A 25384-nucleotide genomic window follows, 5' to 3' on the forward strand; every position below is an offset into this window, starting at 1 on the left:
TGATCAAAATTTGATCAGACCTCATTATTCGCCGACGCTGATCTTCAGGCCAGCTGCTATTGCAAAAGGTGTCAGGGTTACTGCCAGGGCGGTCAGGCTACCAAGCCACAGCAGATAACCGGTCGCCGGCATGCCCTGCAAGGCCGCCTGCAAGGCGCCGCTGCCGAGAATCAATACCGGGATGTACAGGGGCAGGATCAGCAGCGCCAGCAACAGGCCGCCACGCTTGAGTCCTACCGTCAACGCCGCGCCCACCGCTCCCAGCAGGCTGAGCACCGGAGTGCCCAGCAACAGGGACAGCAACAGCACCGGCAGACAGGCTGTGGGCAGACCGAGCATCAATGCCAACAGGGGCGCAAGCAATACCAGTGCCAGGCCGGAAAAGGCCCAGTGTGCCAGTACCTTGGCCAGAACCAGAAGAGGCAGGGGGTGCGACGAAAGGACCCACTGTTCCAAGGATCCGTCCTCGAAATCACTGCGAAAAAGCCCGTCCAGCGAGAGCAAAACCGATAATAAGGCCGCTACCCAGACTAGCCCTGGAGACAAGGTTTGCAACAATTGTGTCTCAGGTCCCACCGCCAATGGGAACAGTGAGACGACAATCGCGAAAAATACCAGCGGGTTGGCCAGTTCGGCGGGACGGCGGAACAGCAGCCGGGATTCGCGGGCAACCAGCAGTCCGAAAACACTCATACGGCCCAATGCCCCAGATCGATGTCGCGATAGCCGGCCGGCATGCGGCTCAGTGTGTGGTGGGTGGTGAGAATCACCATGCCGCCGCGCTCGCAATGGCCGGCCAGGTGTTCTTCCAGTTGCGCCACGCCCTGCTTGTCCAGGGCGGTGAAGGGTTCGTCGAGGACCCACAGCGGCGGGCTGTCCAGGTACAACCGGGCCAGCGCCACCCGGCGCTGCTGGCCGGCGGACAGGGTGTGACAGGGCACATCCTCGAAGCCGCGCAGGCCGACCGCCGCCAGGGCCTGCCAGATCGCCTCGCGCCCGGCGGGCTGATGCAGGGCGCAGAGCCAGCTGAGGTTTTCCTCGGGGGTCAGCAAGTCCTTGATCCCGGCCGCATGGCCGATCCACAACAGGTTGCGCGCCAGCTCCGCACGCTGGGCGTTGAGCGGCTGGCCGTTGAGCAGCACCTGGCCACTGGTCGGCTGCATCAGCCCCGCCAGCAGGCGCAACAGGCTGGTCTTGCCGCTGCCGTTGGGGCCGCTGATCTGCAACATGTCGCCGCTGGCCAGACGCAGTTCGAGCTTTTCGAAGAGCAGCCGCAGGTCGCGCTCACAGGCAAGCGCTACGGCTTCTAGAAGAGGACTGGTCAAATGATCGCGGGCCTTTACGGTTCAAGTCGGCAGTGGAGCAGCCGTTAAAGAGATGCAGAATAAACGCATCGGCGGCCTGTTCCAGAGAGCTGCGTCAAACTTTTGCGATGTTTTCGCCACGCCCCCCGAAGACGGGCGGCATTATACATGCGATGCCCTACTCTCAAGAGGGCTTATTTCTCCACAGGTTGTGTCCAGATGACAGGCGAAATCACCCTTCCTCCGCTGCCACAGCTGACGCCGGGAACCGTGCGCGCGCTGCCGATCAGCGGTGAGCTGCTCAAATTGCTGCAGCCGCTGGAAGGCCTGATCGCCGCCGGCCAATCGGCCAAGGCCGAAGTGCTGTCGCTCAAGCAGGCGGACCAGACGTTCCAGCTGTTGCTCAAGCTGACCCTCGACAGCGGCCGGCAGACCACCGTCCAGGCCACCAGCAGCCAGCCGCTGCCCCTGGGCACCAGCCTGGCGGTGACCCAGCCGTCGGCCGGCAACCTGGCCATCACCGTGCAGCAGGCGATTGCCGCCAGCGTCGCCACCCTGACCCGTATCGACACCGCGCAGCTTCCAGTGGGCACCCTGCTGCAAGGCAAGGTGCTGACCACCCAGCTGCAACCCCAGGCAGCCGGACAACCGGCGGTCTACCGCTCGCTGGTGAGTCTGCTCAACACCGCCCTGAGCGGCAGCACCCTGAGCATCGACAGCCCGCAGCCCTTGCGCATCGGCAGCCTGCTGAGCGCCCTGGTGCAGGGATCACAGAGCTTGAACTTCGTTCAGCTGAGCGGGCGCCAGGAGCAACTGGCGATCGCCCAGCAACTGGCCACCCAGCAAAGCCGCCAGGCCTCGCTGACCGGCCTGATCAATGCCTTGCAGAATCTGCCGCCGTCCGACAGTACCTCCAGCGAGCTGCGTGCCGCGGTGGACAAGCTGCTCGCCGGCCTGCCCGACCTGCAGCAACTGAGCAACCCCAAGGCGCTGGCCCAGGCCCTGGGCAACAGCGGCGCCTTCCTCGAATCGCGGCTGCTGGCCGGTGACAATCCGGCACTGGCCAGCGACCTGAAGGGCAACCTGCTACGGCTGATCGCCCAGATGACGCCGGGCCTGCCGAGCAGCACCAGTTTCAACGCGATCATTGCCGCCAACACCCTGGCCCAGGTGCTGCCGAGCTTTGTCCGCAGCGCCCTGGGCACCCTCGGCCAGGTCAGCGCCAGACCCCAGCCGGGCGGTTTCCCCCTGCCCTCGCGGCTGCTGCAAAGCCTCGAAGAGGAAGGCGACCTGGAACATCTGCTGCGCCTGGCCGCGGCCGCTGTTTCGCGCTTGCAGAGCCATCAGCTGGCGAGCCTGGAACAGAGCGGCCTGACCGATGACGGCCGGCTGCTGACCACCTGGCAACTGGAAATCCCGATGCGCACGATGCAGGACGTCGTGCCCTTGCAGGTCAAGTTCCAGCGCGAAGACCCGGCGGAAAAACCGCCCGAGGAAAAACGCCAGGAACGCGAACCGAAGCAGCAGCTGTGGCGCGTCGAACTGGCGTTCGACCTCGAACCCCTGGGCCCGCTGCAGGTGCAGGCGCAATTGCTCAAGGGCCGCCTGTCCAGCCAGCTCTGGGCCGAGCGACCGTTTACCGCGAGCCTGATCGAAAGCCATCTGGGCAGCCTGCGTGAACGGCTGCTGGCGTCCGGCCTGGATGTCGGCGACCTGGACTGCCATCTCGGCACGCCACCGCAAGGTCCGAAAACCCGACTGGAACAACGCTGGGTCGATGAAACAGCATGAATAATCCCAACCCGCCACGCCAGGCCATCGCCCTCAAGTACGACGGCCAGCACGCCCCCACGCTGACCGCCAAGGGCGACGACGAACTGGCCGAAGCCATCCTGAAAATCGCCCGCGACTATGAAGTGCCGATCTATGAGAACGCCGAACTGGTGAAACTGCTGGCGCGCATGGAACTGGGCGACAGCATTCCCGAGGAGTTGTATCGGACCATCGCCGAAATCATCGCCTTCGCCTGGAACCTCAAGGGCAAGTTCCCGGCCGGGCATGAGCCGCAGGAAGCGGCGCTGGAGAAGGATGTCACCGACTGCGGCGACGATTACTGACTGTAGCCGCTGCCGCAGGCTGCGATAAGGCCGAAGGCCTTCAGCGATCCTAAGATCCCTGCGGCCGTTCCGGCCGTTCGCAGCCTGCGGCAGCGGCTACGGGATTTCAGCTTTTGTGCAACTTGCTCATCAACTCGGCCTCGGCCTGGGTCAAGCCGCAGGACTGAGTGAGTTCGTCGACGCTGGCGCCCATGCCCACCAGGCGCGCGGCCTGGGCGAAGGACAGGCTCGACGGATCGCGCTGCTCCAGCTGGGCCAGCTTGTCCGGCAACGGGCCGACCACCGCGCGCAGCTCATGCAGGTCCTCGCCCATGCGCACCGTACCGTTCTGGTAATCGTCGACGCGCTTGGCCAGGTCCTTGATGCGCTGATCGCGCAGCGCATCGCCATGGGCCTGCTGGGCGGCGATCTGCCGCTGAGCGCGGATGTAGGCCAGGAACATCGCCAGCGTGCCTGCCCAAAAGAGGAACAGGACAATAACCGCAACCTCGAGAATCAATCAGATACTCTCCAGTTCCGACCACTCTTCTTCGCTCATCATCTTGTCCAGCTCAACCAGAATCAGCAGCTCGCCGTTCTTGTTGCACACGCCCTGGATGAACTTGGCCGACTCTTCGTTACCGACGTTCGGTGCGGTCTCGACTTCCGACTGACGCAGGTAAACCACTTCCGCCACGCTGTCGACCATGATCCCGACCACTTGCTTGTCGGCTTCGATAATCACGATGCGGGTGTTGTCGTTGACTTCGGTCGGCACCAGGCCGAAACGCTGGCGGGTGTCGATCACGGTCACCACGTTGCCGCGCAGGTTGATGATGCCCAGCACGTAGCTCGGGGCACCCGGCACCGGTGCGATCTCGGTGTAGCGCAGGACTTCCTGGACGCGCATCACGTTGATGCCGTAGGACTCGTTATCCAGCTTGAAGGTTACCCATTGCAGGATCGGATCTTCGGAACTCTGTGCAGACGACGACTTATTCATACCCCTGACCCCTCAAAAAACCGTTGGAAACGGTGTGTGTTCTGTGTGGCTGCACCGTCGGCGCAGCCTGTTGTTGGTCTATATCGGCTTCGGCGCCGGTTTGCTGATAGCCATGTGTTTCGCCCCGCCGCTGGCGATCAGCTCGGCCAGCTCGGAAACGTCCAGCAGCGCACACATGTGCTCGATGACCGTACCCGCCAGCCATGGCCGCTGGCCACGGTGGCTGCGCCATTTGATTTCGTTCGGGTCCAGGCGCAACGAGCGGCTGACCTGATGCACCGCCAGCCCCCATTCGTAGCCCTGGACCGAGATCACGTATTGCAGGCCCTGGCGGAAGTCGTCGCGGTAGCGGTCGGGCATCACCCAGCGCGCGGTATCCAGCACCTTCAGGTTGCCGGCCTGGCTCGGCAGGATCCCGAGGAACCATTCCGGCTGGCCGAACAACGGCGTCAGTTCATGCCCCGCCAGGGAGTAGATCGACCCCAGGCAGACCAGCGGCACCGCCAGGGTCAACCCGGCGACATCGAACAGCAGGCACTCGAAGGGTTCCGCCGCCCAGCTCGGCCGGTCGTCACCCGCCACCGGGGGTGGCGTGCTGCTGGGTGGCCGATGCACCTCGACCACCGGCTCGACCAGGCCTTGCAGCAAGGGCACAACGGTCGACAAGGTGGCCGGCAATGGTGCAGGCGCCTCCAGCACGGGGGCGACCACGGATTCCTCGACCGGCGCTACCGGCGCGACTACAGCCGCGGCTGGCGGCGTACGCTGGACCCGGGCATCGCGAGCCTGTTCTTCGAGCACCGCGGCCTGGAACTCATCCAGGACTTCGCTCGACACCGCTACTTCCTCTACCGCTGCCTGAACCTGCGGCAGTGCTTCGGGAACCGCGAATTCTTCTTCGGTGGCGTCCTGCAGCAACGCGTCCAGGTAGGACTGCAGCGCCAGCTGCGGCCGGGACGTAACGTCGACAGGACGGTTCATGAGGATGCCCACGGATAAAACCCAGCACAGTGACCTGTAGGGTTTATCGGCCAGACCGGCAGCAGACTTGAATGCTCCGCCACGTCAGGCCACCTGCGGGACAAGTTGCTGGGCCAGCAAGTGCTTGAGCAAGGCGCGATAGGCCAGTACGCCACGGCTCTTGCCGTCGAACTGCGAAGGCGTCAGCCCGGCCCGGCTGGCATCGCGCAGGCGTGTGTCGACCGGGATGTAGCCCTGCCAGATCTCATCCGGGAACTTGTCGCGCAATACCCGCAAGGTGCCCAGGGACGCTTGGGTCCGGCGATCGAACAGGGTCGGCACGATGCTGAACGGCAGCGCCTGTTTGCGCGAACGGTTGATCATCGCCAAGGTATTGACCATGCGCTCCAGGCCCTTGACCGCCAGGTGCTCGGTCTGCACCGGGATCACCAGTTGCTGGCTCGCCGCCAAGGCATTGACCATCAGCACGCCGAGCAACGGCGGGCTGTCGATCACCGCATAGTCGAAATCCTGCCACAGCTGCGCCAGGCTCTTGGCGATCACCAGGCCCAGGCCGCTCTGCCCCGGCGACTGGCGCTCCAGGGTGGCGAGCGCGGTGCTCGATGGCAGCAGGGAAATACGTTCGTCGCTGGTCGACAGCAGCAACTGCCCGGGCAAGCCCTCGGGAACGCTGCCCTTGTGCAGGAACAGGTCGTAGTTACTGTGTTCCAGGCTGTCGGGGTCATAGCCGAAATAGCTGGTCATGGAGCCGTGGGGGTCGAGATCGACCACGACCACGCGCTTGCCCGCCTCGGCCAGCAACCCGGCTAAAGCGATGGAACTGGTGGTCTTACCGACGCCACCCTTTTGATTGGCAACTGCCCAGACTCTCATTCAGATTGTTCCTCCCGGCAGGCGCGGGCCGACCGAGAAATAGCACCCAGTTATAAAGCCGGTGACGGAGAATTGACGGCACTCTCGCGTCCCGGCGTCTTGACTGGCGTAGGTGCAGTTTGTGTGCCAGCCCGCTTCAATGCCGCATCCGGTGTTGCATGGGCGGTGCCGGTGCCTGTCAGGCTGCGGCGTACATCGAGATTGCGCGACACCACCAGCACCACCCGACGGTTGCGGGCACGGCCATCGGCCGTCGCGTTATTGGCTACCGGCTGGAACTCGCCGTAGCCGACCGACGCCAGGCGCTGCGGATTGACCCCCTGCATCGCCAGCATCCGCACGATGCTCGCCGAACGGGCCGACGACAGCTCCCAGTTGGTCGGGTACTGCGCAGTCTGGATCGGCTGGTTGTCGGTAAAACCCTCGACGTGAATCGGGTTGTCGAAGGGTTTGAGGATCGCCGCCACCTTGTCGATGATGTTGAACGCCAGGTCGCTGGGCATGGCATCGCCGCTGCCGAACAACAGGCTGGAGTTGAGTTCGATCTCGACCCACAGCTCATTGCCGCGCACGGTCATCTGGTTGGAGCTGATCAGGTCGCCAAAGGCTGCGCTGATATCGTCGGCGATGCTTTTCAGCGGGTCGCTGGCGCCGGCGATACCGGCATCGGTCTGCTCGCTGTCCTTGACCAGCGGCTTGGCCGGGGTCACGGTCTGGGGCCGCTCCTCACCGATGGGAATCGGCTTGAGGGCGCGGTCCGAGTCGGTGAACACACCGATCAGCGCTTCGGAAATGACCTTGTACTTGCCCTCGTTGATCGAGGAGATCGAGTACATGACCACGAAAAAGGCGAACAGCAAGGTGATGAAGTCCGCGTAGGACACCAGCCAACGCTCATGGTTGACATGCTCTTCATGCCGGCGACGACGGGACATAGTCCATTACCCCCATCAATCCATGAAGCCTTGCAGCTTCAACTCAATGGAACGAGGGTTTTCACCTTCGGCAATCGACAGGATTCCTTCAAGCAACATTTCGCGATAACGCGACTGCCGCAAGGCTATGGACTTGAGCTTGGCGGCGATCGGCAGCAACACCAGGTTGGCGCTGGCCACGCCGTAGATGGTCGCGACGAAGGCCACGGCGATACCGCTGCCCAGCTGCGACGGGTCGGCCAGGTTGCCCATGACATGGATCAGGCCCATGACCGCACCGATGATGCCGATGGTCGGCGCGTAGCCGCCCATACTTTCGAAGACTTTGGCCGCTTCGATGTCGCGGCTCTCCTGGGTGTAGAAATCCACTTCCAGGATGCTGCGGATGGATTCCGGCTCGGCGCCGTCCACCAGCAGTTGCAGGCCCTTGCGCGAGTAGGTGTCGGGCTCGGCATCCGCCACGCCTTCCAGGCCCAGCAGGCCTTCCTTGCGGGCGGTCAGGCTCCAGTTGACGACGCGATCGATGCCGCCAGGCAGGTCGACCCGCGGCGGGAACAGGATCCAGCCAAGGATCTGCATGGCCCGCTTGAAGGCGCTCAGCGGCGACTGCAGCAACGCCGCACCGATGGTCCCGCCCAGCACGATCAGCGCCGCCGGACCATTGGCCAGGGCCGACAGATGACCGCCTTCCAGGTAGTTGCCACCGATGATGGCGACGAACGCCATGATGATCCCGATGAGGCTTAGCACATCCATCAGAGACAGGCCTCGACCAGGTGCTTGCCGATGTCGTCCAGGCCGTACACCGCATCCGCCAGCTCCGCCTTGACGATCGCCATCGGCATCCCGTAGATCACGCAGCTCGCTTCATCCTGGGCCCAGACCGCGCTGCCGCCCTGCTTGAGCAGGCGCGCGCCTTCGCGACCGTCGGCGCCCATGCCGGTGAGCACCACCGCCAGAACTTTGTCACCGTAGGACTTGGCCGCCGAACCGAAGGTGATGTCCACGCACGGCTTGTAGTTCAGACGCTCGTCGCCAGGGAGGATTTTCACCGCGCCACGGCCGTCGACCATCATCTGCTTGCCACCCGGTGCCAGCAGCGCCAGGCCCGGACGCAGGATGTCGCCATCCTCGGCTTCCTTGACACTGATCCGGCAGAGCTTGTCCAGGCGCTCGGCGAACGCCTTGGTGAAGGCCGCCGGCATGTGCTGGATCAGCACGATCGGCGCCGGGAAGTTGGCCGGCAACTGGGTCAGCACCCGCTGCAGGGCCACCGGGCCACCGGTGGAAGTACCGATGGCCACCAGCTTGTAGGCCTTGCGCTTGGGGGCCGCCGACGAGCCAGTGGCTGCCGCGCGGGCAGGAACCGGCGCCGGAGCCGGACGCGCCGGGGCCGTGCCGCTGAAACTGCTGGAGCTCGATGGAGCAGGCGCAGGTGCCGCCGCCGGTTGTGGCGCCGGCGCGCTGTAGCTGCTGAAACGACGGTTACTGCGCGAGATGCTGTGGACCTTCTCGCACAGCAGTTGCTTGACCTTCTCGGGATTGCGCGAGATGTCTTCGAAGTTCTTCGGCAGGAAATCCACCGCACCGGCATCCAGCGCATCCAGGGTCACCCGGGCGCCTTCATGGGTCAGCGAGGAGAACATCAACACCGGCGTCGGGCAGCGCTGCATGATGTGCCGCACCGCCGTGATGCCATCCATCATCGGCATCTCGTAGTCCATGGTGATCACGTCCGGCTTGAGCGCCAGAGCCTGATCGATCGCCTCTTTACCGTTGGTCGCGGTACCGACGACCTGGATATTGATATCCGCTGAAAGAATTTCCGAGACGCGGCGGCGGAAAAAACCCGAATCATCCACCACCAGGACCTTGACTGCCATAAACACTCCGTTAGGCGGGGCAAGGCAAATGGCCCCGCCCCTCCGGTATTCAAATACGCCGTGCGGCGTAACGCTTGAGCATGCTCGGAACATCGAGAATCAGGGCGATGCGGCCGTCACCGGTGATGGTGGCGCCAGACATGCCCGGAGTTCCCTGGAGCATCTTGCCCAATGGCTTGATGACGACTTCTTCCTGGCCGACCAGTTGATCGACGACGAAGCCGATCCGCTGGGTGCCGACCGAAAGGATCACCACGTGGCCTTCGCGCTGCTCTTCGTGAGCCGCGGAACTGACCAGCCAGCGCTTGAGGTAGAACAGTGGCAGCGCCTTGTCGCGAACGATCACCACCTCCTGGCCGTCGACCACGTTGGTGCGCGACAGATCCAGGTGGAAGATTTCGTTGACGTTGACCAGCGGGAAGGCGAACGCCTGGTTGCCCAGCATCACCATCAGGGTCGGCATGATCGCCAGGGTCAGCGGCACCTTGATGACGATCTTCGAGCCCTGGCCCTTGGTCGAGTAGATGTTGATCGAACCGTTGAGCTGGGAAATCTTGGTCTTCACCACGTCCATGCCCACACCGCGGCCGGACACGTCGGAGATCTCGGTCTTGGTCGAGAAGCCCGGGGCGAAGATCAGGTTGTAGCACTCGGTGTCGCTCAGGCGATCGGCGGCATCCTTGTCCATCACCCCACGCTTGACCGCAATGGCGCGCAGGACGTTCGGGTCCATGCCTTTGCCGTCATCGGAGATCGACAGCAGGATGTGGTCGCCTTCCTGCTCGGCCGCCAGCACCACCTTGCCGCCACGGGACTTGCCCGCCTCCTCGCGCTCTTCCGGCGACTCGATACCGTGGTCGACGGCGTTGCGCACCAAGTGCACCAGCGGGTCGGCCAGGGCCTCGACGAGGTTCTTGTCGAGGTCGGTCTCTTCGCCGACCAGCTCCAGGTTGATCTCTTTCTTGAGCTGGCGGGCCAGGTCGCGAACCAGGCGCGGGAAGCGCCCGAAGACCTTCTTGATCGGCTGCATCCGGGTCTTCATCACCGCGGTCTGCAAGTCGGCCGTGACCACGTCGAGGTTCGACACGGCCTTGGACATGGCTTCGTCGCCGCTGTTGAGCCCCAGGCGCACCAGGCGGTTACGCACCAGCACCAGCTCGCCGACCATGTTCATGATTTCGTCCAGCCGCGCGGTATCGACCCGCACCGTGGTTTCGGCTTCGCTGACCGGCTTTTCCGCCGGGGCGGCTGCCGGAGCACGAGCAGGTGCCGGAGCAGCGGCGGCTGCCGGTTTCGGTGCTTCGACCTTGGCTTCGGCTTTCTTCACTGCCGGCTTGGCGACAGCGGCAGGCGCCGAAGCCGTGACCGCCGTTGCGCTCCCCTTGGTCGCGGCAGCAGCCGCTACTTCAGAGAACTTGCCCTTGCCATGCAGCTCGTCGAGCAGGGATTCGAATTCCTGGTCGGTGATCAGGTCGCTACCGGCGGCGGCCGCACTCGGTGCAGCCGGCGGTACCGCCGCGGCCACTGCGGAATCCAGCGCCTCTACCGCAAAGTTGCCTTTGCCGTGCAACTGGTCCAGCAGTGCTTCGAATTCGTCATCGGTGATTTCGTCGCTGGCCGCGGCTTTTTCCGCGGCAGGCGCCGTGGCCGAAGGTGCCACCGCATCCGGTGCGAACTGGCCCTTGCCATGCAATTGGTCGAGCAGCGACTCGAACTCGGCGTCGGTAATTTCGTCGCTGGCTGCTTCGCCACCGGCTGCGGGCGCAGTGGGGGCAACAGCGGCCGGGGCTTCGGCCTCGGCCTTGGCGGCATTGAGCGAATCGAGCAGCTGCTCGAACTCGCTGTCGGTGATATCGCCGGACTCGCTTTCGGCCGATTCGGCAACCGGCTCAACAACTGTCTCAACCTCGGCCACCGGCGCGGCGACCTCCTCGGCTCCGGCAGGCTCGGCCAGGCGGGCCAGGGCAGCCAGCAGTTCCGGAGTGGCGGCGGTGATCTCGGTACGCTCGCGCACCTGGCCGAACATGCCGTTCACCGCGTCCAGTGCTTCGAGCACCACGTCCATCAGTTCCGCGTCGACGCGACGCTCACCCTTGCGCAGGATGTCGAACACGTTCTCGGCGATGTGGCAGCACTCCACCAGCTCGTTGAGCTGGAGGAAGCCGGCGCCCCCTTTTACAGTGTGAAAACCGCGAAAAATTGCGTTGAGCAGATCCGCATCGTCCGGCCGGCTTTCCAGCTCGACCAGTTGTTCGGACAGTTGCTCTAGAATCTCGCCGGCCTCAACCAGAAAATCCTGAAGGATTTCTTCATCGGCGCCGAAGCTCATGTATGGGTGCTCCTACTAGGTCGTGATGACGGTTAATGACGGATCGCGTTGGAACTGTGAGCGTGCCAGGCAAGGCGCGAGACGCTGGCAAGGGTCGTTTCCTTGCCGAGTCTCGCAACGCCGCATGGCGCGCTCACAGTTCCAACCCTTCGGGCCGCGCCCCGCAAGGCGCAATCCGTCGTTACTCGTCGCTCATTTGGAAAAACCAAACCACTCTCCTCGTGCCTAGTCTTGCGCCTTGCGGGGCGGCGGCGCGACCGTCATTAACCGTCGTCACGACCTAAAATCCAAGGCTGGAAAGCAAATCGTCGACATCGTCCTGACCGGATACAACGTCTTCACGTTTATCGGCATGAATCTGCGGACCTTCACCCTTGGCCAGATGTTTTTGCGGATCTTTTTCAGCGAGGATCGATTCACGGTCATGTTCGATGCCGGCAAAACGATCGACCTGGCTGGCCATCAGGACCAGTTTGAGCAGGTTGCTCTCGACTTCGGTGACCAACTGGGTCACGCGCTTGATCACCTGACCGGTCAGGTCCTGGTAGTCCTGCGCCAGCAGAATGTCGTTGAGGTTGCTCGATACCGCCCGCGTCTCTTGCTCGCTGCGGGTCAGGAAACCGTCCACCCGGCGGGCCAGGTCGCGGAATTCTTCGGCGCCCAGTTCGCGACGCATGAAACGTCCCCAGTCGGCGCTCAGGGCCTGGGCTTCGCTGCTCAGGCCATTGACCAACGGGGTGGCGCTCTCGACCAGATCCATGGTGCGGTTGGCCGCGGCCTCGGTCAGCCTGACCACATAGGACAGGCGCTCGGTGGCATCCGTGATCTGTGAAACTTCCTCGGCTTGCGGCATATGCGGGTCAATCTGGAAATTGACGATGGCGCTATGCAGCTCGCGGGTGAGCTTGCCGACTTCCTGGTACAGGCCGCGGTCACGGGTCTGGTTGAGCTCATGGATCAGTTGCACGGCTTCGCCGAACTTGCCTTTTTCAAGGCTGTCGACCAGTTCGAGTGCGTGTTTTTTCAGGGTCGATTCGAAATCGCCCAATGAAGATTCGTTGTGCTCCATAGCTCCCCCGTGGCGGAATGGTTCCACATCTCAACCGATGCGTTCGAAGATCTTCTCGATCTTTTCTTTCAACGCCTGGGCCGTGAAGGGCTTGACCACATAGCCGTTTACGCCGGCCTGGGCAGCTTCGATGATCTGTTCGCGCTTGGCTTCAGCGGTCACCATGAGTACCGGCAGGTGCTTGAGTTTTTCATCGGCGCGCACATGGCGCAGCAGATCGATACCGGTCATGCCAGGCATGTTCCAGTCCGTTACCAGAAAGTCGATGCTCCCACTGTTGAGGACCGGAATGGCGGTGGTGCCATCGTCAGCCTCGACCGTGTTGGTGAAACCCAGGTCACGCAACAGGTTTTTTATGATCCGCCGCATCGTTGAGAAGTCATCAACGATGAGGATTTTCATGTTCTTGTCCAATTCGACCTCCAAGCAGTCTTAAACGCGTCCAGCACCTGAACGCGCCATTCAATCAATCAGGCAGAGCACTCAACGACTGCATGGAATACACACCGCGAGGCCGGCAACGTCGTGCCAGTCTCGTCCGCAGTGTCCCCCACACTGCCTGTCAGCGCGCTCGCCACTCTCCCAAACGCCCCCGCAAACGGGCCGCGCACTGGCTGTGTAACTGGCTGACCCGCGATTCGCTGACCCCCAGGACCTCACCGATTTCCTTGAGGTTCAGCTCTTCGTCGTAGTACAGCGCCAAGACCAGTCGCTCACGCTCCGGCAAATTGGCAATCGCGTCCGCCAGCGCAGCCTGGAAACGTTCGTCCTCCAGGTCGCGCGACGGCTCGAGATGAGCACTCGCGCCATCCTCATGCAGCCCTTCATGCTCGCCGTCCTGCAACAGGTCGTCGAAGCTGAACAGGCGACTGCCCAAGGTGTCGTTCAAAATCCCGTAATAATCGTCGAGACTCAATTGAAGTTCGGCCGCAACTTCATGATCTTTAGCGTCACGACCGGTTTTAGCTTCAATTGCGCGAATGGCATCGCTCACCATCCGGGTATTGCGATGTACCGAACGCGGCGCCCAGTCACCTTTACGGACCTCATCGAGCATCGCACCACGGATACGGATACCCGCGTACGTCTCGAAACTCGCGCCCTTGCTCGCGTCGTACTTGGTCGACACTTCGAGCAGACCGATCATCCCGGCCTGGATCAGGTCTTCGACCTGGACACTGGCCGGCAGGCGCGCCAGCAGGTGATAGGCAATACGCTTGACCAGGGGCGCATAACGCTCGATCAATTCGTACTGGCTGTCACGTGCCGACTTTTTGTAAAGGTTGTAGCCGCTGGCGCTCATAGCACCGGTCCCGCTGTCTGATGCACTAGCCGCTCGACGAAAAATTCCAGATGTCCACGTGGGTTGGCCGGCAACGGCCAGGTATCGACTTTCTGCGCAATGGCCTTGAACGCCAGCGCGCACTTCGAACGCGGAAACGCTTCATAGACCGCACGTTGCTTTTGCACGGCCTTGCGCACGCATTCGTCGTAAGGCACGGCGCCGACATATTGTAGGGCCACGTCCAGGAAGCGGTCCGTGACCTTGGTCAACTTGGCGAACAGGTTGCGGCCTTCCTGCGGGCTCTGCGCCATGTTGGCGAGCACGCGGAAGCGGTTCATGCCGTAGTCGCGGTTGAGCAGCTTGATCAGCGCGTAGGCGTCGGTGATCGAGGTCGGCTCGTCGCAGACCACCAGCAGGACTTCCTGTGCGGCGCGGACGAAGCTGACCACCGAGTCGCCGATGCCGGCAGCGGTGTCGATCACCAGCACATCGAGGTTGTCGCCAATGTCGCTGAAGGCCTGGATCAGGCCGGCATGCTGCGCCGGGCTCAGATGAACCATGCTCTGGGTGCCGGACGCCGCCGGCACGATACGGATTCCACCCGGCCCCTGCAGCAGCACATCGCGCAGCTCGCAGCGGCCTTCGATCACGTCGGCGAGGGTCCGTTTGGGGGTCAGCCCCAATAGCACGTCGACGTTAGCCAGACCCAGGTCGGCGTCCAGCAGCATGACGCGCCGGCCGAGCTCCGCTAGGGCCAGGGACAAGTTCACTGACACGTTAGTCTTGCCGACGCCACCTTTGCCGCCGGTCACCGCGATCACCTGTACGGGATGCATGCTGCCCATGTTCGTTCTTTACCTTGTCTTACTTAGACGGGGCCACATAACTGGCTGCGCGTTCACTAACGGAACAATGCCTGGCAGACCATCGATGTAGGTACATTGCAATCTTTTCATGATTCCCTCAGCCAACCCGCTTGGTCGGGTTGTGGTAGAGGTCAGCGAACATGTCAGCCATGGCTTCTTCGCTGGGTTCTTCCTGCATCTGCACGCTCACCGCACGACTGACCAGCTGATGACGGCGTGGCAAGTGCAAATCGTCCGGAATCCGTGGGCCATCGGTCAGATAGGCAACGGGGAGTTCGTGACTGATCGCCAGGCTCAACACCTCACCAAGGCTGGCGGTTTCATCCAGTTTAGTCAGGATGCAGCCGGCCAGCCCGCAACGCTTGTAGCTGTGGTACGCGGCGGTTAGAACCTGTTTCTGGCTGGTGGTTGCCAATACCAGATAATTTTTTGCCCGGATCCCGCGTCCAGCCAGACTTTCCAGCTGCATGCGCAGGGCCGGGTCGCTGGCTTGCAGGCCGGCGGTGTCGATCAGCACCACGCGTTTGCGCAGCAGCGGATCGAGGGCTTGCGCCAGGGATTGGCCCGGATCGACATGGGTCACCGAGACATTGAGGATCCGGCCCAGGGTCTTGAGTTGTTCCTGGGCGCCGATGCGGTAGCTGTCCATGCTCACCAGCGCGATGTTCTGCGCGCCGTACTTGAGCACGTAACGGGCCGCCAGCTTGGCCAGGGTGGTGGTCTTGCCCATGCCGGCGGGGCCGACCATGGCGATCACACCGCCCTCTTCCAACGGCTCGACTTCCGGGGTCACGATCATCCGCGCCAGGTGGGCCAGGAGCATGCGCCAGGCCTGGCGGGGCTCGTCGATTTCTGTGATCAGCGCCAGCAGGTCGCGGGCCAGCGGACCGGACAAACCGATACGCTGCAGGCGCCGCCAGAGGTTGGCCTGCTCAGGCCGGCTACCTTGCAGCTGGCTCCAGGCCAGGGAACCGAGCTGGACTTCCAGCAGCTCGCGCAGACCATTGAGCTCAAAACGCATCGAGTCCAGTGCCCGTTGATCGACAGCCGGCGCGGCGGCCACCGGGGCCGGGCGATGGGGCTCGTTGAACGTCGGTTCGATCAGCGGCTCGGCGGCGGTCAGCGGCAGGCCGGCGAACAGCTGGCGATTGGTGCTGCCGTCGCCATCGCCACGCAGGCTCAGTTCGGCCTGGGCGGTGACGATGCGCGACTGAGTCTTGCGCAGTTCGTCCTCGAGCTCCATGTTCGGAACCCGAGGCGCCAGCGCCGACAGCTTGTAATCCAGGGCAGCCGTCAGCTCGACACCGCCGGCGATGCGGCGATTGCCAATGATGGCGGCGTCGGCGCCCAGCTCATCACGAACCAGCTTCATGGCCTGACGCATATCGGCGGCGAAAAAACGCTTAACTTGCATAACCCACTACCTCAGCCGTTGGGCCCTACTGTCGCAACGATGGTCACTTGCTTGTTGTCAGGGATTTCCTGGTAAGCCAACACGTGCAAGCCCGGGACTGCCAGGCGTCCAAACCGCGAGAGCATCGCGCGGACCGGACCGGCTACCAACAGAATCACCGGTTGACCTTGCATTTCCTGGCGCTGCGCGGCTTCGATCAACGAACGCTGCAGCTTCTCAGCCATGCTTGGCTCCAACAGAACACCCTCTTCCGAGCCTTGTCCTGCCTTCTGCAGACTATTGAGCAAAATCTGTTCCAACCTGGGCTCCAAGGTGATCACAGGCAGCTCGGACTCAGTCCCTACAATGCTTTGCACGATGGCGCGCGACAATCCGACACGCACCGCGGCCACCAAAGCGGCAGTATCTTGACTCTTGGCGGCATTGTTCGCGATGGCTTCGGCAATGCTGCGGATATCGCGCACCGGCACCTGTTCGGCCAGCAGCGCCTGCAGCACCTTGAGCAGCTGGGACAACGACAGAACGCCCGGCACCAGCTCTTCCGCCAGCTTCGGCGAGCCCTTGGCCAGCAGTTGCAGGAGCTGCTGGACTTCTTCGTGGCCGATCAGCTCGCTGGAGTGCTTGTACAGAATCTGGTTGAGGTGGGTGGCGACCACGGTACTGGCGTCGACCACGGTGTAGCCCAGCGACTGCGCCTGGGCGCGCTGGCTGATCTCGATCCACACCGCCTCCAGGCCGAAGGCCGGATCTTTGGCGGTGATGCCGTTGAGCGTGCCGTAGACCTGCCCCGGGTTGATCGCCAGCTCGCGATCCGGATAGATCTCGGCCTCGGCCAGGATCACCCCCATCAGCGTCAGCCGGTAAGCGCTGGGCGCCAGGTCGAGGTTGTCGCGAATATGTACGGTCGGCATGAGGAAGCCGAGATCCTGGGACAACTTCTTGCGCACGCCCTTGATCCGCGCCAGCAGCTGCCCACCCTGGTTGCGGTCCACCAGGGGAATCAGGCGATAGCCGACTTCCAGGCCGATCATGTCGATCTGGGTCACGTCATCCCAGCCCAGCTCCTTGGTTTCCATGGCGCGGGCCGGCGAAGGCAGCAGTTCCTGCTGGCGCTTGACCTCTTCCAGCGCCTTGACCTTGACCACGTTCTGGCGCTTCCAGAACAGGTACGCGGCGCCGGCCGCCAGGGCCGCCATGCTCAGGAAGGAAAAGTGCGGCATGCCCGGCACCAGGCCCATCACCGCCATCAGGCCGGCGGCGACAGCCAGGGCCCGGGGCGAGGCGAACATCTGCCGGTTGATCTGCTTGCCCATGTCTTCGGAACCGGAAGCACGGGTCACCATGATCGCGGCCGCGGTGGACAGCAGCAGCGATGGCAATTGCGCCACCAAACCGTCACCGATGGTCAGCAAGGCGTAGACCCGGCCGGCATCGCCGAAGGACATGTGGTGCTGGAAGATACCGACCGCCATGCCGCCGATCAGGTTGATGAACAGGATCAGCAGGCCGGCGATGGCGTCACCGCGGACGAACTTGCTGGCACCGTCCATGGAACCGTAGAACTCGGCCTCCTGGGCCACTTCCTGGCGGCGCGCCTTGGCCTGGGCCTGGTCGATCAGGCCAGCGTTGAGGTCGGCGTCGATAGCCATCTGCTTGCCCGGCATCGCATCCAGGGTGAAACGCGCGCTCACCTCGGAAATCCGCCCGGCGCCCTTGGTCACCACCACGAAGTTGATGATCATCAGGATCGCGAACACCACGATACCGACCACGTAGTTACCGCCGATCACCACCTCGCCGAAGGCCTGGATCACCTTGCCCGCGGCGGCGTGACCGTCCTGGCCGTGGAGCATCACCACCCGTGTGGAGGCCACGTTCAGCGCCAGGCGCAACAGGGTCGCCACCAGCAGGATGGTCGGGAATACCGCGAAATCCAGCGGCCGCAAGGCATACACGCAGACCAGCAGGACGACGATCGACAGGGCGATGTTGAAGGTGAAGAACACGTCCAGCAGGAACGGCGGCACCGGCAGCATCATCATGGCCAACATGACCAGCAGCAACAGCGGCACACCCAGGTTCCCCCGACTGAGGTCAGCCAGGTTAGTGCGAGCCGTACTGATTAACTGAGAGCGATCCACCGGTATTCCCCGTTCCCTTGAAGCAAACTTTTGACGCCTGGAGGCGGCGCAGGGCGGGTATTGCAAGAAGCCTTCCAACTTTGGCCCGGAAGGAAAACTGATTTATGGCGTTGCGCCATCAGTCGTCATAAAAGGCGCTTTCAGCACCATCGCGAGCAAGCTCGCTCCTACAGGCCGGGCGTGAATTCTGTAGGAGCGAGCTTGCTCGCGATAACGTCGGCACAGCCAAACGCCGACCTCAGGAATCGCGCCGCAAATCCGGCGGAATCGGCAGGTCCTTGAGCGGATCGGGACGCTTGCCCTTGCCGGCGCGGTGCTGGCGAATCTGATAGACATACGCCAGCACCTGGGCCACCGCCAGATAGAGCCCGGCGGGGATTTCCTGCTCCAACTCGGTGGAGTAGTAGATCGAACGCGCCAGCGCCGGCGACTCCAGCAACAGCACTTCGTTGGCCACGGCGATCTCGCGGATCTTCAGTGCCAGGAAATCGCTGCCCTTGGCCAGCAACACCGGCGCCCCGCCCTTCTCGGCGTCGTACTTGAGCGCCACGGCGTAGTGGGTCGGGTTGGTGATGACCACGTCCGCCTCGGGAATCGCCGCCATCATCCGCCGTTGCGACATCTCGCGCTGGACCTGGCGAATCCGCTGCTTGACCTCCGGACGCCCTTCCTGGTCCTTGTGCTCGTCCCGCACTTCCTGCTTGGTCATCAGCAGTTTCTTGTAGCTCTGGTACAGCTGCACCGGCACGTCCACCGCGGCGATCAGGATCAGCCCGCAGGCCATCCACAAGGTACTCCAGGCCACCACTTGCACGCTGTGGATGATCGCCTGCTCCAGCGGCTCGTGGGCGATCCGCAGCAGGTCGTCGATATCCGAGGACAGCACCGACAAGGCCACGATCAGGATCACCACGAACTTGGCGAAGGCCTTGAGCAGCTCGATCAGCGAGGTCGGCGACACCATGCGCTTCATGCCGCTGAGCGGGTTCATGCGACTGAACTTGGGCGCCAGGCTCTTGGTTGAAAACAGCCAGCCGCCCAGGGAGATAGGGCCGATGAGCGCCGCCAGCACCAGGGGCAGCAGGATCGGCATCGCGGCGATAATCGCGATCTTGCCCGAATGCAGCAGGTACAGGCCCATGGCGCCGGGGCTGAGCAACACCTCGCGCGGCAGGGAGAAATTCAGGCGCATGATTTCCAGCAGGTCCTGCGCCACCCCCGCGCCGTAGATCAGCAGGCCGGCGGCCCCGATCATGGTGATCGCCAGGGTGTTGAGCTCTTTGGAGCGGGCGATCTCGCCCTTTTCCCGGGAGTCCTTTTTACGTTTCTCCGTGGGGTCTTCTGTCTTGTCCTGACCGCTCTCGCTCTCAGCCATGGTTCAACGCGCCTGTGCCAGGTTGCGCAGCAACTGCAGGGCCTCGACGGCCAGCGGTTGGTACTGGTTGAGAATGTCGCCCAGGCTGACCCAGAAAATCACCAGGCCCAGCACCAGGGTCAGCGGAAAACCGATGGAGAAGATGTTCAACTGCGGCGCCGCGCGGGTCATCACGCCAAAGGCGATGTTCACCACCAGCAGCGCGGTGATCGCCGGCAATACCAGCAACAGGGCGGCGCCCAACACCCAGCCGAGCTTGCCGGCGATTTCCCAGAAATGGTTGACCAGCAGCGCGCTGCCCACCGGCAAGGTGGTGAAGCTTTCGGTCAGCACCTCGAAGACCACCAGATGACCGTTCATGCCGAGGAACAGCAAGGTCACCAGCATGGTCAGGAACTGCCCGATCACCGCCGCCGAAACGCCATTGGTGGGGTCGACCATGGACGCGAAGCCCATGCCCATCTGCGTCGAAATGATCTGCCCGGCGATCACGAAAGCCTGGAAGAACAGCTGCAAGGAAAAGCCGAACAAGGCGCCGATGATGATCTGCTCGGCGATCAGCAGCAGCCCGCTGAGATCCAGCGCATTGACCGCCGGCATGGGCGGCAGGCCCGGCACCAGCACGACCGTGATGGCCAGGGTGAAATACAGGCGGATACGGGTCGGCACCAGGGTCGTACCGAAGACCGGCATGGTCATCAACACGGCGCCGATACGGAACAGCGGCAGCATGAAGCTCGCGACCCAGGTGCTGATCTGCGTATCGGTAAGCGCCAGCAGAGACATGGCTTAGCCGATCAACTGCGGAATACTGCCGTACAACTGCAGGATGTATTCCATGAAGGTTTGCACCAGCCAGGGACCGGCGACGATCAGCGTCACCAGCATCACCAACAGGCGCGGCAGGAAGCTCAGGGTCTGTTCGTTGATCTGGGTGGCGGCCTGGAACATCGCCACCAGCAGGCCCACCAGCAGGCTGGGAATCACCAGGATGGCGACCATCATGGTGGTCAGCCAGAGCGCTTCGCGAAACAGGTCTACTGCGACTTCAGGCGTCATAGCGCGTCACCCGCCAACAAGGTTCTAAACACCACCGAAACTGCCCGCCAGGGTACCGATGATCAGGGCCCAGCCATCCACCAGCACGAACAGCATGATCTTGAACGGCAGGGAAATGATCAGCGGCGACAGCATCATCATGCCCATGGCCATCAGCACACTGGCGACCACCAGGTCGATGATCAGGAACGGAATGAAGATCATGAAGCCGATCTGGAACGCGGTCTTCAGCTCCGAGGTGACGAAGGCCGGTACCAGGATCGTCAGCGGCGCCTGGTCCGGTGTCGCGATGTCGGTGCGCTTGGACAGACGCATGAACAGCTCCAGGTCGCTGCTGCGGGTCTGGGCCAGCATGAAGTCCTTGATCGGCACCTGGGCCTTGGCCACCGCGTCCTGGGCGTTGAGTTTCTCCGCCAGGTACGGCTGCAGGGCATCCTGGTTCACCCGGTCGAACACCGGGGCCATGATGAACATCGTCAGGAACAGCGCCATGCCGGTGAGGATCTGGTTCGACGGCGTCTGCTGCAGGCCCAGGGCCTGGCGCAGGATCGAGAACACGATGATGATCCGGGTGAAGCTGGTCATCAGCATGACGAACGCCGGAATGAAGCTCAGCGCGGTCATGATCAGCAGGATCTGCAGGCTGACCGAGTATTCCTGCTGGCCGTCGGCATTGGTGCCGAGGGTGATCGCCGGGATAGACAACGGGTCGGCCGCCAGCGCCAGCGGCGCCGCCAGCATCAGGGCCAACGTCAAGAGGAGGCGCAACGGCATTACTTCTTATCCTTCTGATCCTTGCCCAGCAGCTCCATCAGGCGCTGGGCAAACTCCGGAGTCGCCTGCTCGGTGCTCGGCACCTGCACCGGCTCCTTGAGCACATGCAACGCCGTGATGGTGCCCGGCGTCAGGCCGAGCAGAATCTGTTCGTTGCCGACCTGCACCAGCACCAGCCGGTCCCGCGGGCCAAGCGCCCGCGAGCCGACCAGCTCGATGACCTGCCCCTTGCCGGCCGGTCCGGCCTGCTGCACCCGGCGCAACAGCCAGGCGAGGAAGAAGATCAGCCCCACCACCAGCAACAGGCCCAGCACCAGCTGGGTCAGCTGCCCGGCCACGCCGCTGCTGCCAACCACTGGCGCGGCGGTACCGGCCGTCGGCTCGGCGGCCAGCGCCCAGAGCGGCCAGACCAGGAACAGCGCGAGTGCCTTTCTCACTTAGCGCAGCTTCTTGATGCGTTCACTCGGGCTGATCACGTCGGTCAGGCGGATGCCGAACTTCTCGTTGACCACCACCACTTCGCCATGGGCGATCAGCGTGCCGTTGACCAGCACGTCCAGCGGCTCGCCGGCCAGGCGATCGAGCTCGATCACCGACCCTTGGTTGAGCTGCAGCAGGTTGCGGATGTTGATGTCGGTGCTGCCGACCTCCATGGAGATCGACACCGGGATGTCCAGGATCACGTCCAGGTTCGGCCCATCGAGGGTCACCGGCTCGTTGTTCTTCGGCACACTGCCGAACTCTTCCATCGGCAGGCGATTGGACGCCGGCGCGCTGGCCGCGTCGGCCGCCAGCAAGGCATCGATATCGTCTTGCCCGGCATCGCCGGTTTCCTGCAGGGCGGCCGCCCACTCATCAGCCAGGGCCTGGTCTTCTGCGGAAGTCATTTCGTGTTCGTCAGCCATGTTGTCCTCGGCGGGCAAAAAATCATTAACAAAGCGAATTCATAACAACGCCGCTCAACGGCGCTCGATCGGCTCGATCACTTGCAGGGCCAGGTTGCCCTTGTGCGAACCGAGCTTGACCTTGAACGCCGGTACGCCGTTGGCGCGCATGATCATGTCTTCGGGCAGTTCCACCGGGATCACATCCCCTGGCTGCATGTGCAGGATGTCGCGCAGGCGCAACTGCCGGCGGGCCACGGTGGCGCTCAAGGGCACATCCACGTCCAGCACGTCTTCGCGCAGGGCCTTGCTCCAGCGCTCGTCCTGGTCGTCCAGGTCCGACTGGAAGCCGGCGTCGAGCATTTCCCGCACCGGCTCGATCATCGAGTACGGCATGGTCACGTGCAGGTCGCCGCCACCGCCATCGAGCTCGATGTGGAAGGTCGAGACCACGATCGCTTCGCTCGGGCCGACGATGTTGGCCATGGCCGGGTTCACTTCGGAGTTGATGTACTCGAAGTTGACTTCCATGATCGCCTGCCAGGCTTCCTTCAGGTCGACGAAGGCCTGCTCCAGCACCATGCGCACCACGCGCAATTCGGTCGGGGTGAATTCACGGCCTTCGATCTTGGCGTGACGACCGTCGCCGCCGAAGAAGTTGTCCACCAGCTTGAACACCAGCTTGGCGTCGAGGATGAACAGCGCGGTACCGCGCAGCGGCTTGATCTTCACCAGGTTGAGGCTGGTCGGCACGTACAGCGAGTGCACGTATTCGCCGAACTTCATCACCTGTACGCCGCCCACCGCCACGTCCGCCGAACGGCGCAGCATGTTGAACATGCTGATACGGGTGTAGCGGGCGAAACGCTCGTTGATCATCTCCAGGGTCGGCATGCGTCCGCGGACGATGCGATCCTGGCTGGTCAGGTCGTAGCTTTTGACGCTGCCGGGCTCGGCGGCGTGTTCGGTCTGTACCAGACCGTCATCGACGCCATGCAGCAGCGCGTCGATCTCATCCTGGGACAGCAGGTCCTGCACGGCCATGTCGTGTTCCTACTGCAGTACGAAGTTAGTAAAGAGCAACTGCTCGACCACCACTTTGCCGACCTCTTTCTGGGCCACTTCCTGCACGCTGGCGGTGGCCTTCTGGCGCAGCATTTCCTGGCCGACCGGAGTCGCCAGGGTGTCGAAGCTCTGGCCGGAGAACAGCATGACCAGGTTGTTGCGGATCACCGGCATATGCACTTTCAGCGCGTCCAGATCGGCCTGGTTGCGCGCCAGCATCGTGATGCTCACCTGCATGTAGCGCTGGCGGCCGTTCTGCGTGTAATTGGCCACGAAGGCCGGCGCCATGGGCTCGTAGATGGCCGCCGGCTTGACGCTGCTGGTCGCCTCGGCCGTCTCGGCAGGCTTGCTCTGGGCACTGCTGTGCATGAAGTACCAGGTAGCCCCGACGGACAAACCGATCGCCAGCAACAAGGCCAGAACAATCAAGAGGATAAGCTTGAGTTTGCCTTTCCCGGCGGGGTTTTTCTCTGCTGCTTCGCTCTTCGCCATGCCAATAATCCGTCACTAATCGGGTTTTCACAGTCGCACGGCAAGGCAAGAGCAAGTGTTATGCCAGATTTGTCTGAACCGAAGGGATAGGGCAGCGCAAAGCAAAAGATCGCCAGCCGCGGTACCACGCGACTGGCGATCTTCTGTTCAATGACGCCTGAAGCGGGTCAGGCGTAATAGTCGACGGCGCTGGTGCCAATGACCGTGCTGGTGCTGGCGGCGACTTCGGCGGCGCTCGGCGGCAACTCTTCATCCACGCCATCCAGGCGCCCGCCACTGGCACTGGCGCCATTGCTGCGATGCTGCCCCTGCTGGGCCTGCTCCTGGCCACCCTGCCAGTTGCGCGACTGGTCGGAGACGTTGACGTCCACCTGCCCCATGCCTTGCTGGTGGAACATGTCGCGCAGGCGATGCATCTGCCCTTCGAGGGCTTCGCGCACGCCGACATGGGCACTCATGAAGGTCACCTGGGTCTGCTGGTCCGGCACCATGTTCACGCGGATATCCAGACGCCCCAGCTCGGCCGGCTGCAACTGGATCTCGGCCGACTTCAGATTGACGCTGGACAGGTACATGACCCGGTTGACCACTTCTTCGGTCCAGCCGCTCTGATGCATGGCCAGCGGCTGGTTCACCGGGACGGCGTTGGCGGTCTTGGGCGTGGCCGCCTGGGTCAGGGCCGCCAGGCGGTTGGCGAAATCGTCGACGCGGGTGTCGCTGGCAGCGCTCTTGAGGTCCTTGAGACCGTCATCGAGCAGACCACTGAAGGCCTTTTCGCCGCCCTGTTCGGTGCTGTCCTTGTCCACCTGCAGGTCCAGCATGTTGGCCATGCCGCTGGCGAAGGTCTGGGCCGAAGTCGGCCCGTCATCGGCCATCACGGTCGGCGCCGCCTTGTTCTGCGCCTGACTGGAAGCCGAGACATGGCCGCTCTGCTCCATCGCCAGGCGTACTACCGGCAGCGCGTCCAGCGGGTCGGCTTCAGGGTCGAATTCCGGATCGACCGGCACCGGTGCCACGCTACTGGCCACCACCGGTACAACCGGCGGCGTTTGCGGTTGCACTGGCGGCTGTGCCGGGACCGGCGCTGCCGCCACTTCCGGCTCGGGCGCCGGCAATGGCACCGGCTGGGCCGCCTGCATCAGCGCCGGATCGAGGGTCGGGTCGACCGGCGTGCCGTCGGCCAGCGCCTGATCGCTGCTCGCGGCCTGGTCATCGGCAACCTTGTCGTCACTGGCGGCGGCCTTGTCGGCAGGCAAGGTTTTGCCGCTATCGGCAACCGCCGGCTCGGGGGCGGCAGCCTTGCCCTTGCCCGGTTCCACCTTGGCAGCGGTTTCGACACCCTTGTCGCGAGCCGGCTTGATGGGGCCGTCGGCGGCCGCTACCGGCTTGCCGAGCGCTTCCTTGGCGAACACCCGGGCAAAGCTTGCGCCTTTATCCCCGGGCTCGGCGGCGCTGGCCTGGGGGATGGCGGAAGCCGCTTGAGTCTTGGCCTGGGAGGCGGCCTGAAGCAGCATGTTCGGGGTAAGGGGCATGAAAACGGTCTCCGCTGCACTGGG

General features: G+C 63.3%; 27 protein-coding genes. 2 read left to right on the forward strand and 25 right to left on the reverse strand.

Features of this window, described 5'->3' with window-relative positions:
• Window positions 1–24 precede the first annotated feature (24 nt).
• Window positions 25–693, reverse strand: a complete 669-nt coding sequence (gene ccmB, locus NRG23_RS10820; RefSeq protein WP_009047725.1) for a heme exporter protein CcmB — start codon at window positions 691–693, stop codon at window positions 25–27.
• Window positions 690–1325, reverse strand: a complete 636-nt coding sequence (ccmA, locus tag NRG23_RS10825) for a cytochrome c biogenesis heme-transporting ATPase CcmA (RefSeq protein ID WP_016702238.1) — start codon at window positions 1323–1325, stop codon at window positions 690–692. The genes ccmB and ccmA overlap by 4 nt, the downstream gene beginning before the upstream one ends.
• A 198-nt stretch (window positions 1326–1523) precedes the next feature.
• Here ccmA and NRG23_RS10830 point away from each other — a divergent pair, with 198 nt between their 5' ends.
• Complete coding sequence (locus NRG23_RS10830; RefSeq protein ID WP_038631028.1) at window positions 1524–3095, forward strand: flagellar hook-length control protein FliK; 1572 nt, start codon at window positions 1524–1526, stop codon at window positions 3093–3095.
• Window positions 3092–3421 carry an EscU/YscU/HrcU family type III secretion system export apparatus switch protein gene (locus tag NRG23_RS10835; RefSeq protein WP_009047722.1) on the forward strand — a complete coding sequence of 110 codons (330 nt, stop codon included), beginning with the start codon at window positions 3092–3094 and terminating at the stop codon, window positions 3419–3421. The genes NRG23_RS10830 and NRG23_RS10835 overlap by 4 nt, the downstream gene beginning before the upstream one ends.
• 106 nt (window positions 3422–3527) lie before the next feature.
• On the opposite strand, the gene NRG23_RS10840 is transcribed toward NRG23_RS10835, so the two are convergent.
• The 23 genes from NRG23_RS10840 to NRG23_RS10950 all read right to left on the reverse strand — a co-directional run bounded on the left by NRG23_RS10840 (window position 3528) and on the right by NRG23_RS10950 (window position 25360).
• A complete protein-coding gene (locus NRG23_RS10840; RefSeq protein WP_009047721.1) occupies window positions 3528–3920 on the reverse strand; it encodes a DUF2802 domain-containing protein in 393 nt (130 codons plus the stop codon).
• On the reverse strand, window positions 3921–4403 hold the full coding sequence (locus NRG23_RS10845; RefSeq protein ID WP_007922496.1) for a chemotaxis protein CheW: 483 nt from the start codon (window positions 4401–4403) through the stop codon (window positions 3921–3923).
• A gap of 78 nt (window positions 4404–4481) precedes the next feature.
• Window positions 4482–5384 carry a CheW domain-containing protein gene (locus tag NRG23_RS10850; protein WP_038631026.1) on the reverse strand — a complete coding sequence of 301 codons (903 nt, stop codon included), beginning with the start codon at window positions 5382–5384 and terminating at the stop codon, window positions 4482–4484.
• Between the two features lie 84 nt (window positions 5385–5468).
• Window positions 5469–6257 carry a ParA family protein gene (locus tag NRG23_RS10855; protein ID WP_007922498.1) on the reverse strand — a complete coding sequence of 263 codons (789 nt, stop codon included), beginning with the start codon at window positions 6255–6257 and terminating at the stop codon, window positions 5469–5471.
• Between the two features lie 50 nt (window positions 6258–6307).
• Window positions 6308–7192: a flagellar motor protein MotD gene (gene motD, locus NRG23_RS10860; protein WP_009047719.1), complete on the reverse strand. Its 885-nt coding sequence runs from the start codon at window positions 7190–7192 to the stop codon at window positions 6308–6310.
• Window positions 7193–7207: 15 nt separating this feature from the next.
• Window positions 7208–7948, reverse strand: a complete 741-nt coding sequence (locus NRG23_RS10865; RefSeq protein ID WP_007922500.1) for a flagellar motor protein — start codon at window positions 7946–7948, stop codon at window positions 7208–7210.
• On the reverse strand, window positions 7948–9075 hold the full coding sequence (locus NRG23_RS10870; RefSeq protein ID WP_053268494.1) for a chemotaxis response regulator protein-glutamate methylesterase: 1128 nt from the start codon (window positions 9073–9075) through the stop codon (window positions 7948–7950). Before NRG23_RS10870 ends, NRG23_RS10865 begins: the two co-directional genes overlap by 1 nt.
• Before the next feature lie 49 nt (window positions 9076–9124).
• Window positions 9125–11404: a chemotaxis protein CheA gene (locus NRG23_RS10875; RefSeq protein WP_038631022.1), complete on the reverse strand. Its 2280-nt coding sequence runs from the start codon at window positions 11402–11404 to the stop codon at window positions 9125–9127.
• Between the two features lie 280 nt (window positions 11405–11684).
• Entirely contained in the window at window positions 11685–12473 is a 789-nt protein-coding gene (locus tag NRG23_RS10880) for a protein phosphatase CheZ (RefSeq protein ID WP_009042749.1), read from the reverse strand.
• 30 nt (window positions 12474–12503) lie between these two features.
• Window positions 12504–12875, reverse strand: coding sequence for a chemotaxis response regulator CheY (locus NRG23_RS10885; protein WP_003183998.1), 372 nt, complete (start codon window positions 12873–12875; stop codon window positions 12504–12506).
• 160 nt (window positions 12876–13035) lie between these two features.
• On the reverse strand, window positions 13036–13776 hold the full coding sequence (gene fliA / locus NRG23_RS10890) for an RNA polymerase sigma factor FliA (protein WP_007922505.1): 741 nt from the start codon (window positions 13774–13776) through the stop codon (window positions 13036–13038).
• Entirely contained in the window at window positions 13773–14603 is an 831-nt protein-coding gene (fleN, locus tag NRG23_RS10895; RefSeq protein ID WP_007922506.1) for a flagellar synthesis regulator FleN, read from the reverse strand. Before fleN ends, fliA begins: the two co-directional genes overlap by 4 nt.
• A gap of 118 nt (window positions 14604–14721) precedes the next feature.
• Window positions 14722–16038, reverse strand: a complete 1317-nt coding sequence (gene flhF / locus NRG23_RS10900) for a flagellar biosynthesis protein FlhF (RefSeq protein ID WP_009047715.1) — start codon at window positions 16036–16038, stop codon at window positions 14722–14724.
• Window positions 16039–16049: 11 nt separating this feature from the next.
• Window positions 16050–18179, reverse strand: a complete 2130-nt coding sequence (gene flhA / locus NRG23_RS10905; protein WP_009047714.1) for a flagellar biosynthesis protein FlhA — start codon at window positions 18177–18179, stop codon at window positions 16050–16052.
• Between the two features lie 238 nt (window positions 18180–18417).
• Window positions 18418–19554 carry a flagellar biosynthesis protein FlhB gene (gene flhB / locus NRG23_RS10910; protein WP_009042746.1) on the reverse strand — a complete coding sequence of 379 codons (1137 nt, stop codon included), beginning with the start codon at window positions 19552–19554 and terminating at the stop codon, window positions 18418–18420.
• Window positions 19555–19557: 3 nt separating this feature from the next.
• A complete protein-coding gene (gene fliR, locus NRG23_RS10915; protein ID WP_009047712.1) occupies window positions 19558–20340 on the reverse strand; it encodes a flagellar biosynthetic protein FliR in 783 nt (260 codons plus the stop codon).
• 3 nt (window positions 20341–20343) lie between these two features.
• Window positions 20344–20613, reverse strand: a complete 270-nt coding sequence (fliQ, locus tag NRG23_RS10920) for a flagellar biosynthesis protein FliQ (protein WP_003184009.1) — start codon at window positions 20611–20613, stop codon at window positions 20344–20346.
• Window positions 20614–20637: 24 nt separating this feature from the next.
• Window positions 20638–21387, reverse strand: a complete 750-nt coding sequence (gene fliP, locus NRG23_RS10925; protein WP_016702247.1) for a flagellar type III secretion system pore protein FliP — start codon at window positions 21385–21387, stop codon at window positions 20638–20640.
• The gene (gene fliO / locus NRG23_RS10930; protein WP_053268492.1) at window positions 21387–21824 is read right to left on the reverse strand and encodes a flagellar biosynthetic protein FliO; all 438 of its coding nucleotides are present in this window, start codon (window positions 21822–21824) and stop codon (window positions 21387–21389) included. The genes fliP and fliO overlap by 1 nt, the downstream gene beginning before the upstream one ends.
• Window positions 21825–22292: a flagellar motor switch protein FliN gene (gene fliN / locus NRG23_RS10935; RefSeq protein WP_009042742.1), complete on the reverse strand. Its 468-nt coding sequence runs from the start codon at window positions 22290–22292 to the stop codon at window positions 21825–21827.
• A 54-nt stretch (window positions 22293–22346) separates the two neighbouring features.
• Window positions 22347–23315 carry a flagellar motor switch protein FliM gene (gene fliM, locus NRG23_RS10940; RefSeq protein ID WP_009042741.1) on the reverse strand — a complete coding sequence of 323 codons (969 nt, stop codon included), beginning with the start codon at window positions 23313–23315 and terminating at the stop codon, window positions 22347–22349.
• Window positions 23316–23324: 9 nt separating this feature from the next.
• On the reverse strand, window positions 23325–23828 hold the full coding sequence (gene fliL, locus NRG23_RS10945) for a flagellar basal body-associated protein FliL (RefSeq protein WP_009047709.1): 504 nt from the start codon (window positions 23826–23828) through the stop codon (window positions 23325–23327).
• Window positions 23829–23995: 167 nt separating this feature from the next.
• Window positions 23996–25360, reverse strand: coding sequence for a flagellar hook-length control protein FliK (locus NRG23_RS10950; RefSeq protein WP_257374614.1), 1365 nt, complete (start codon window positions 25358–25360; stop codon window positions 23996–23998).
• Between the last annotated feature and the right edge of the window lie 24 nt (window positions 25361–25384).

The organism is Pseudomonas sp. T8, from assembly GCF_024610635.1.
Lineage (GTDB): Bacteria > Pseudomonadota > Gammaproteobacteria > Pseudomonadales > Pseudomonadaceae > Aquipseudomonas > Aquipseudomonas chlororaphis_I.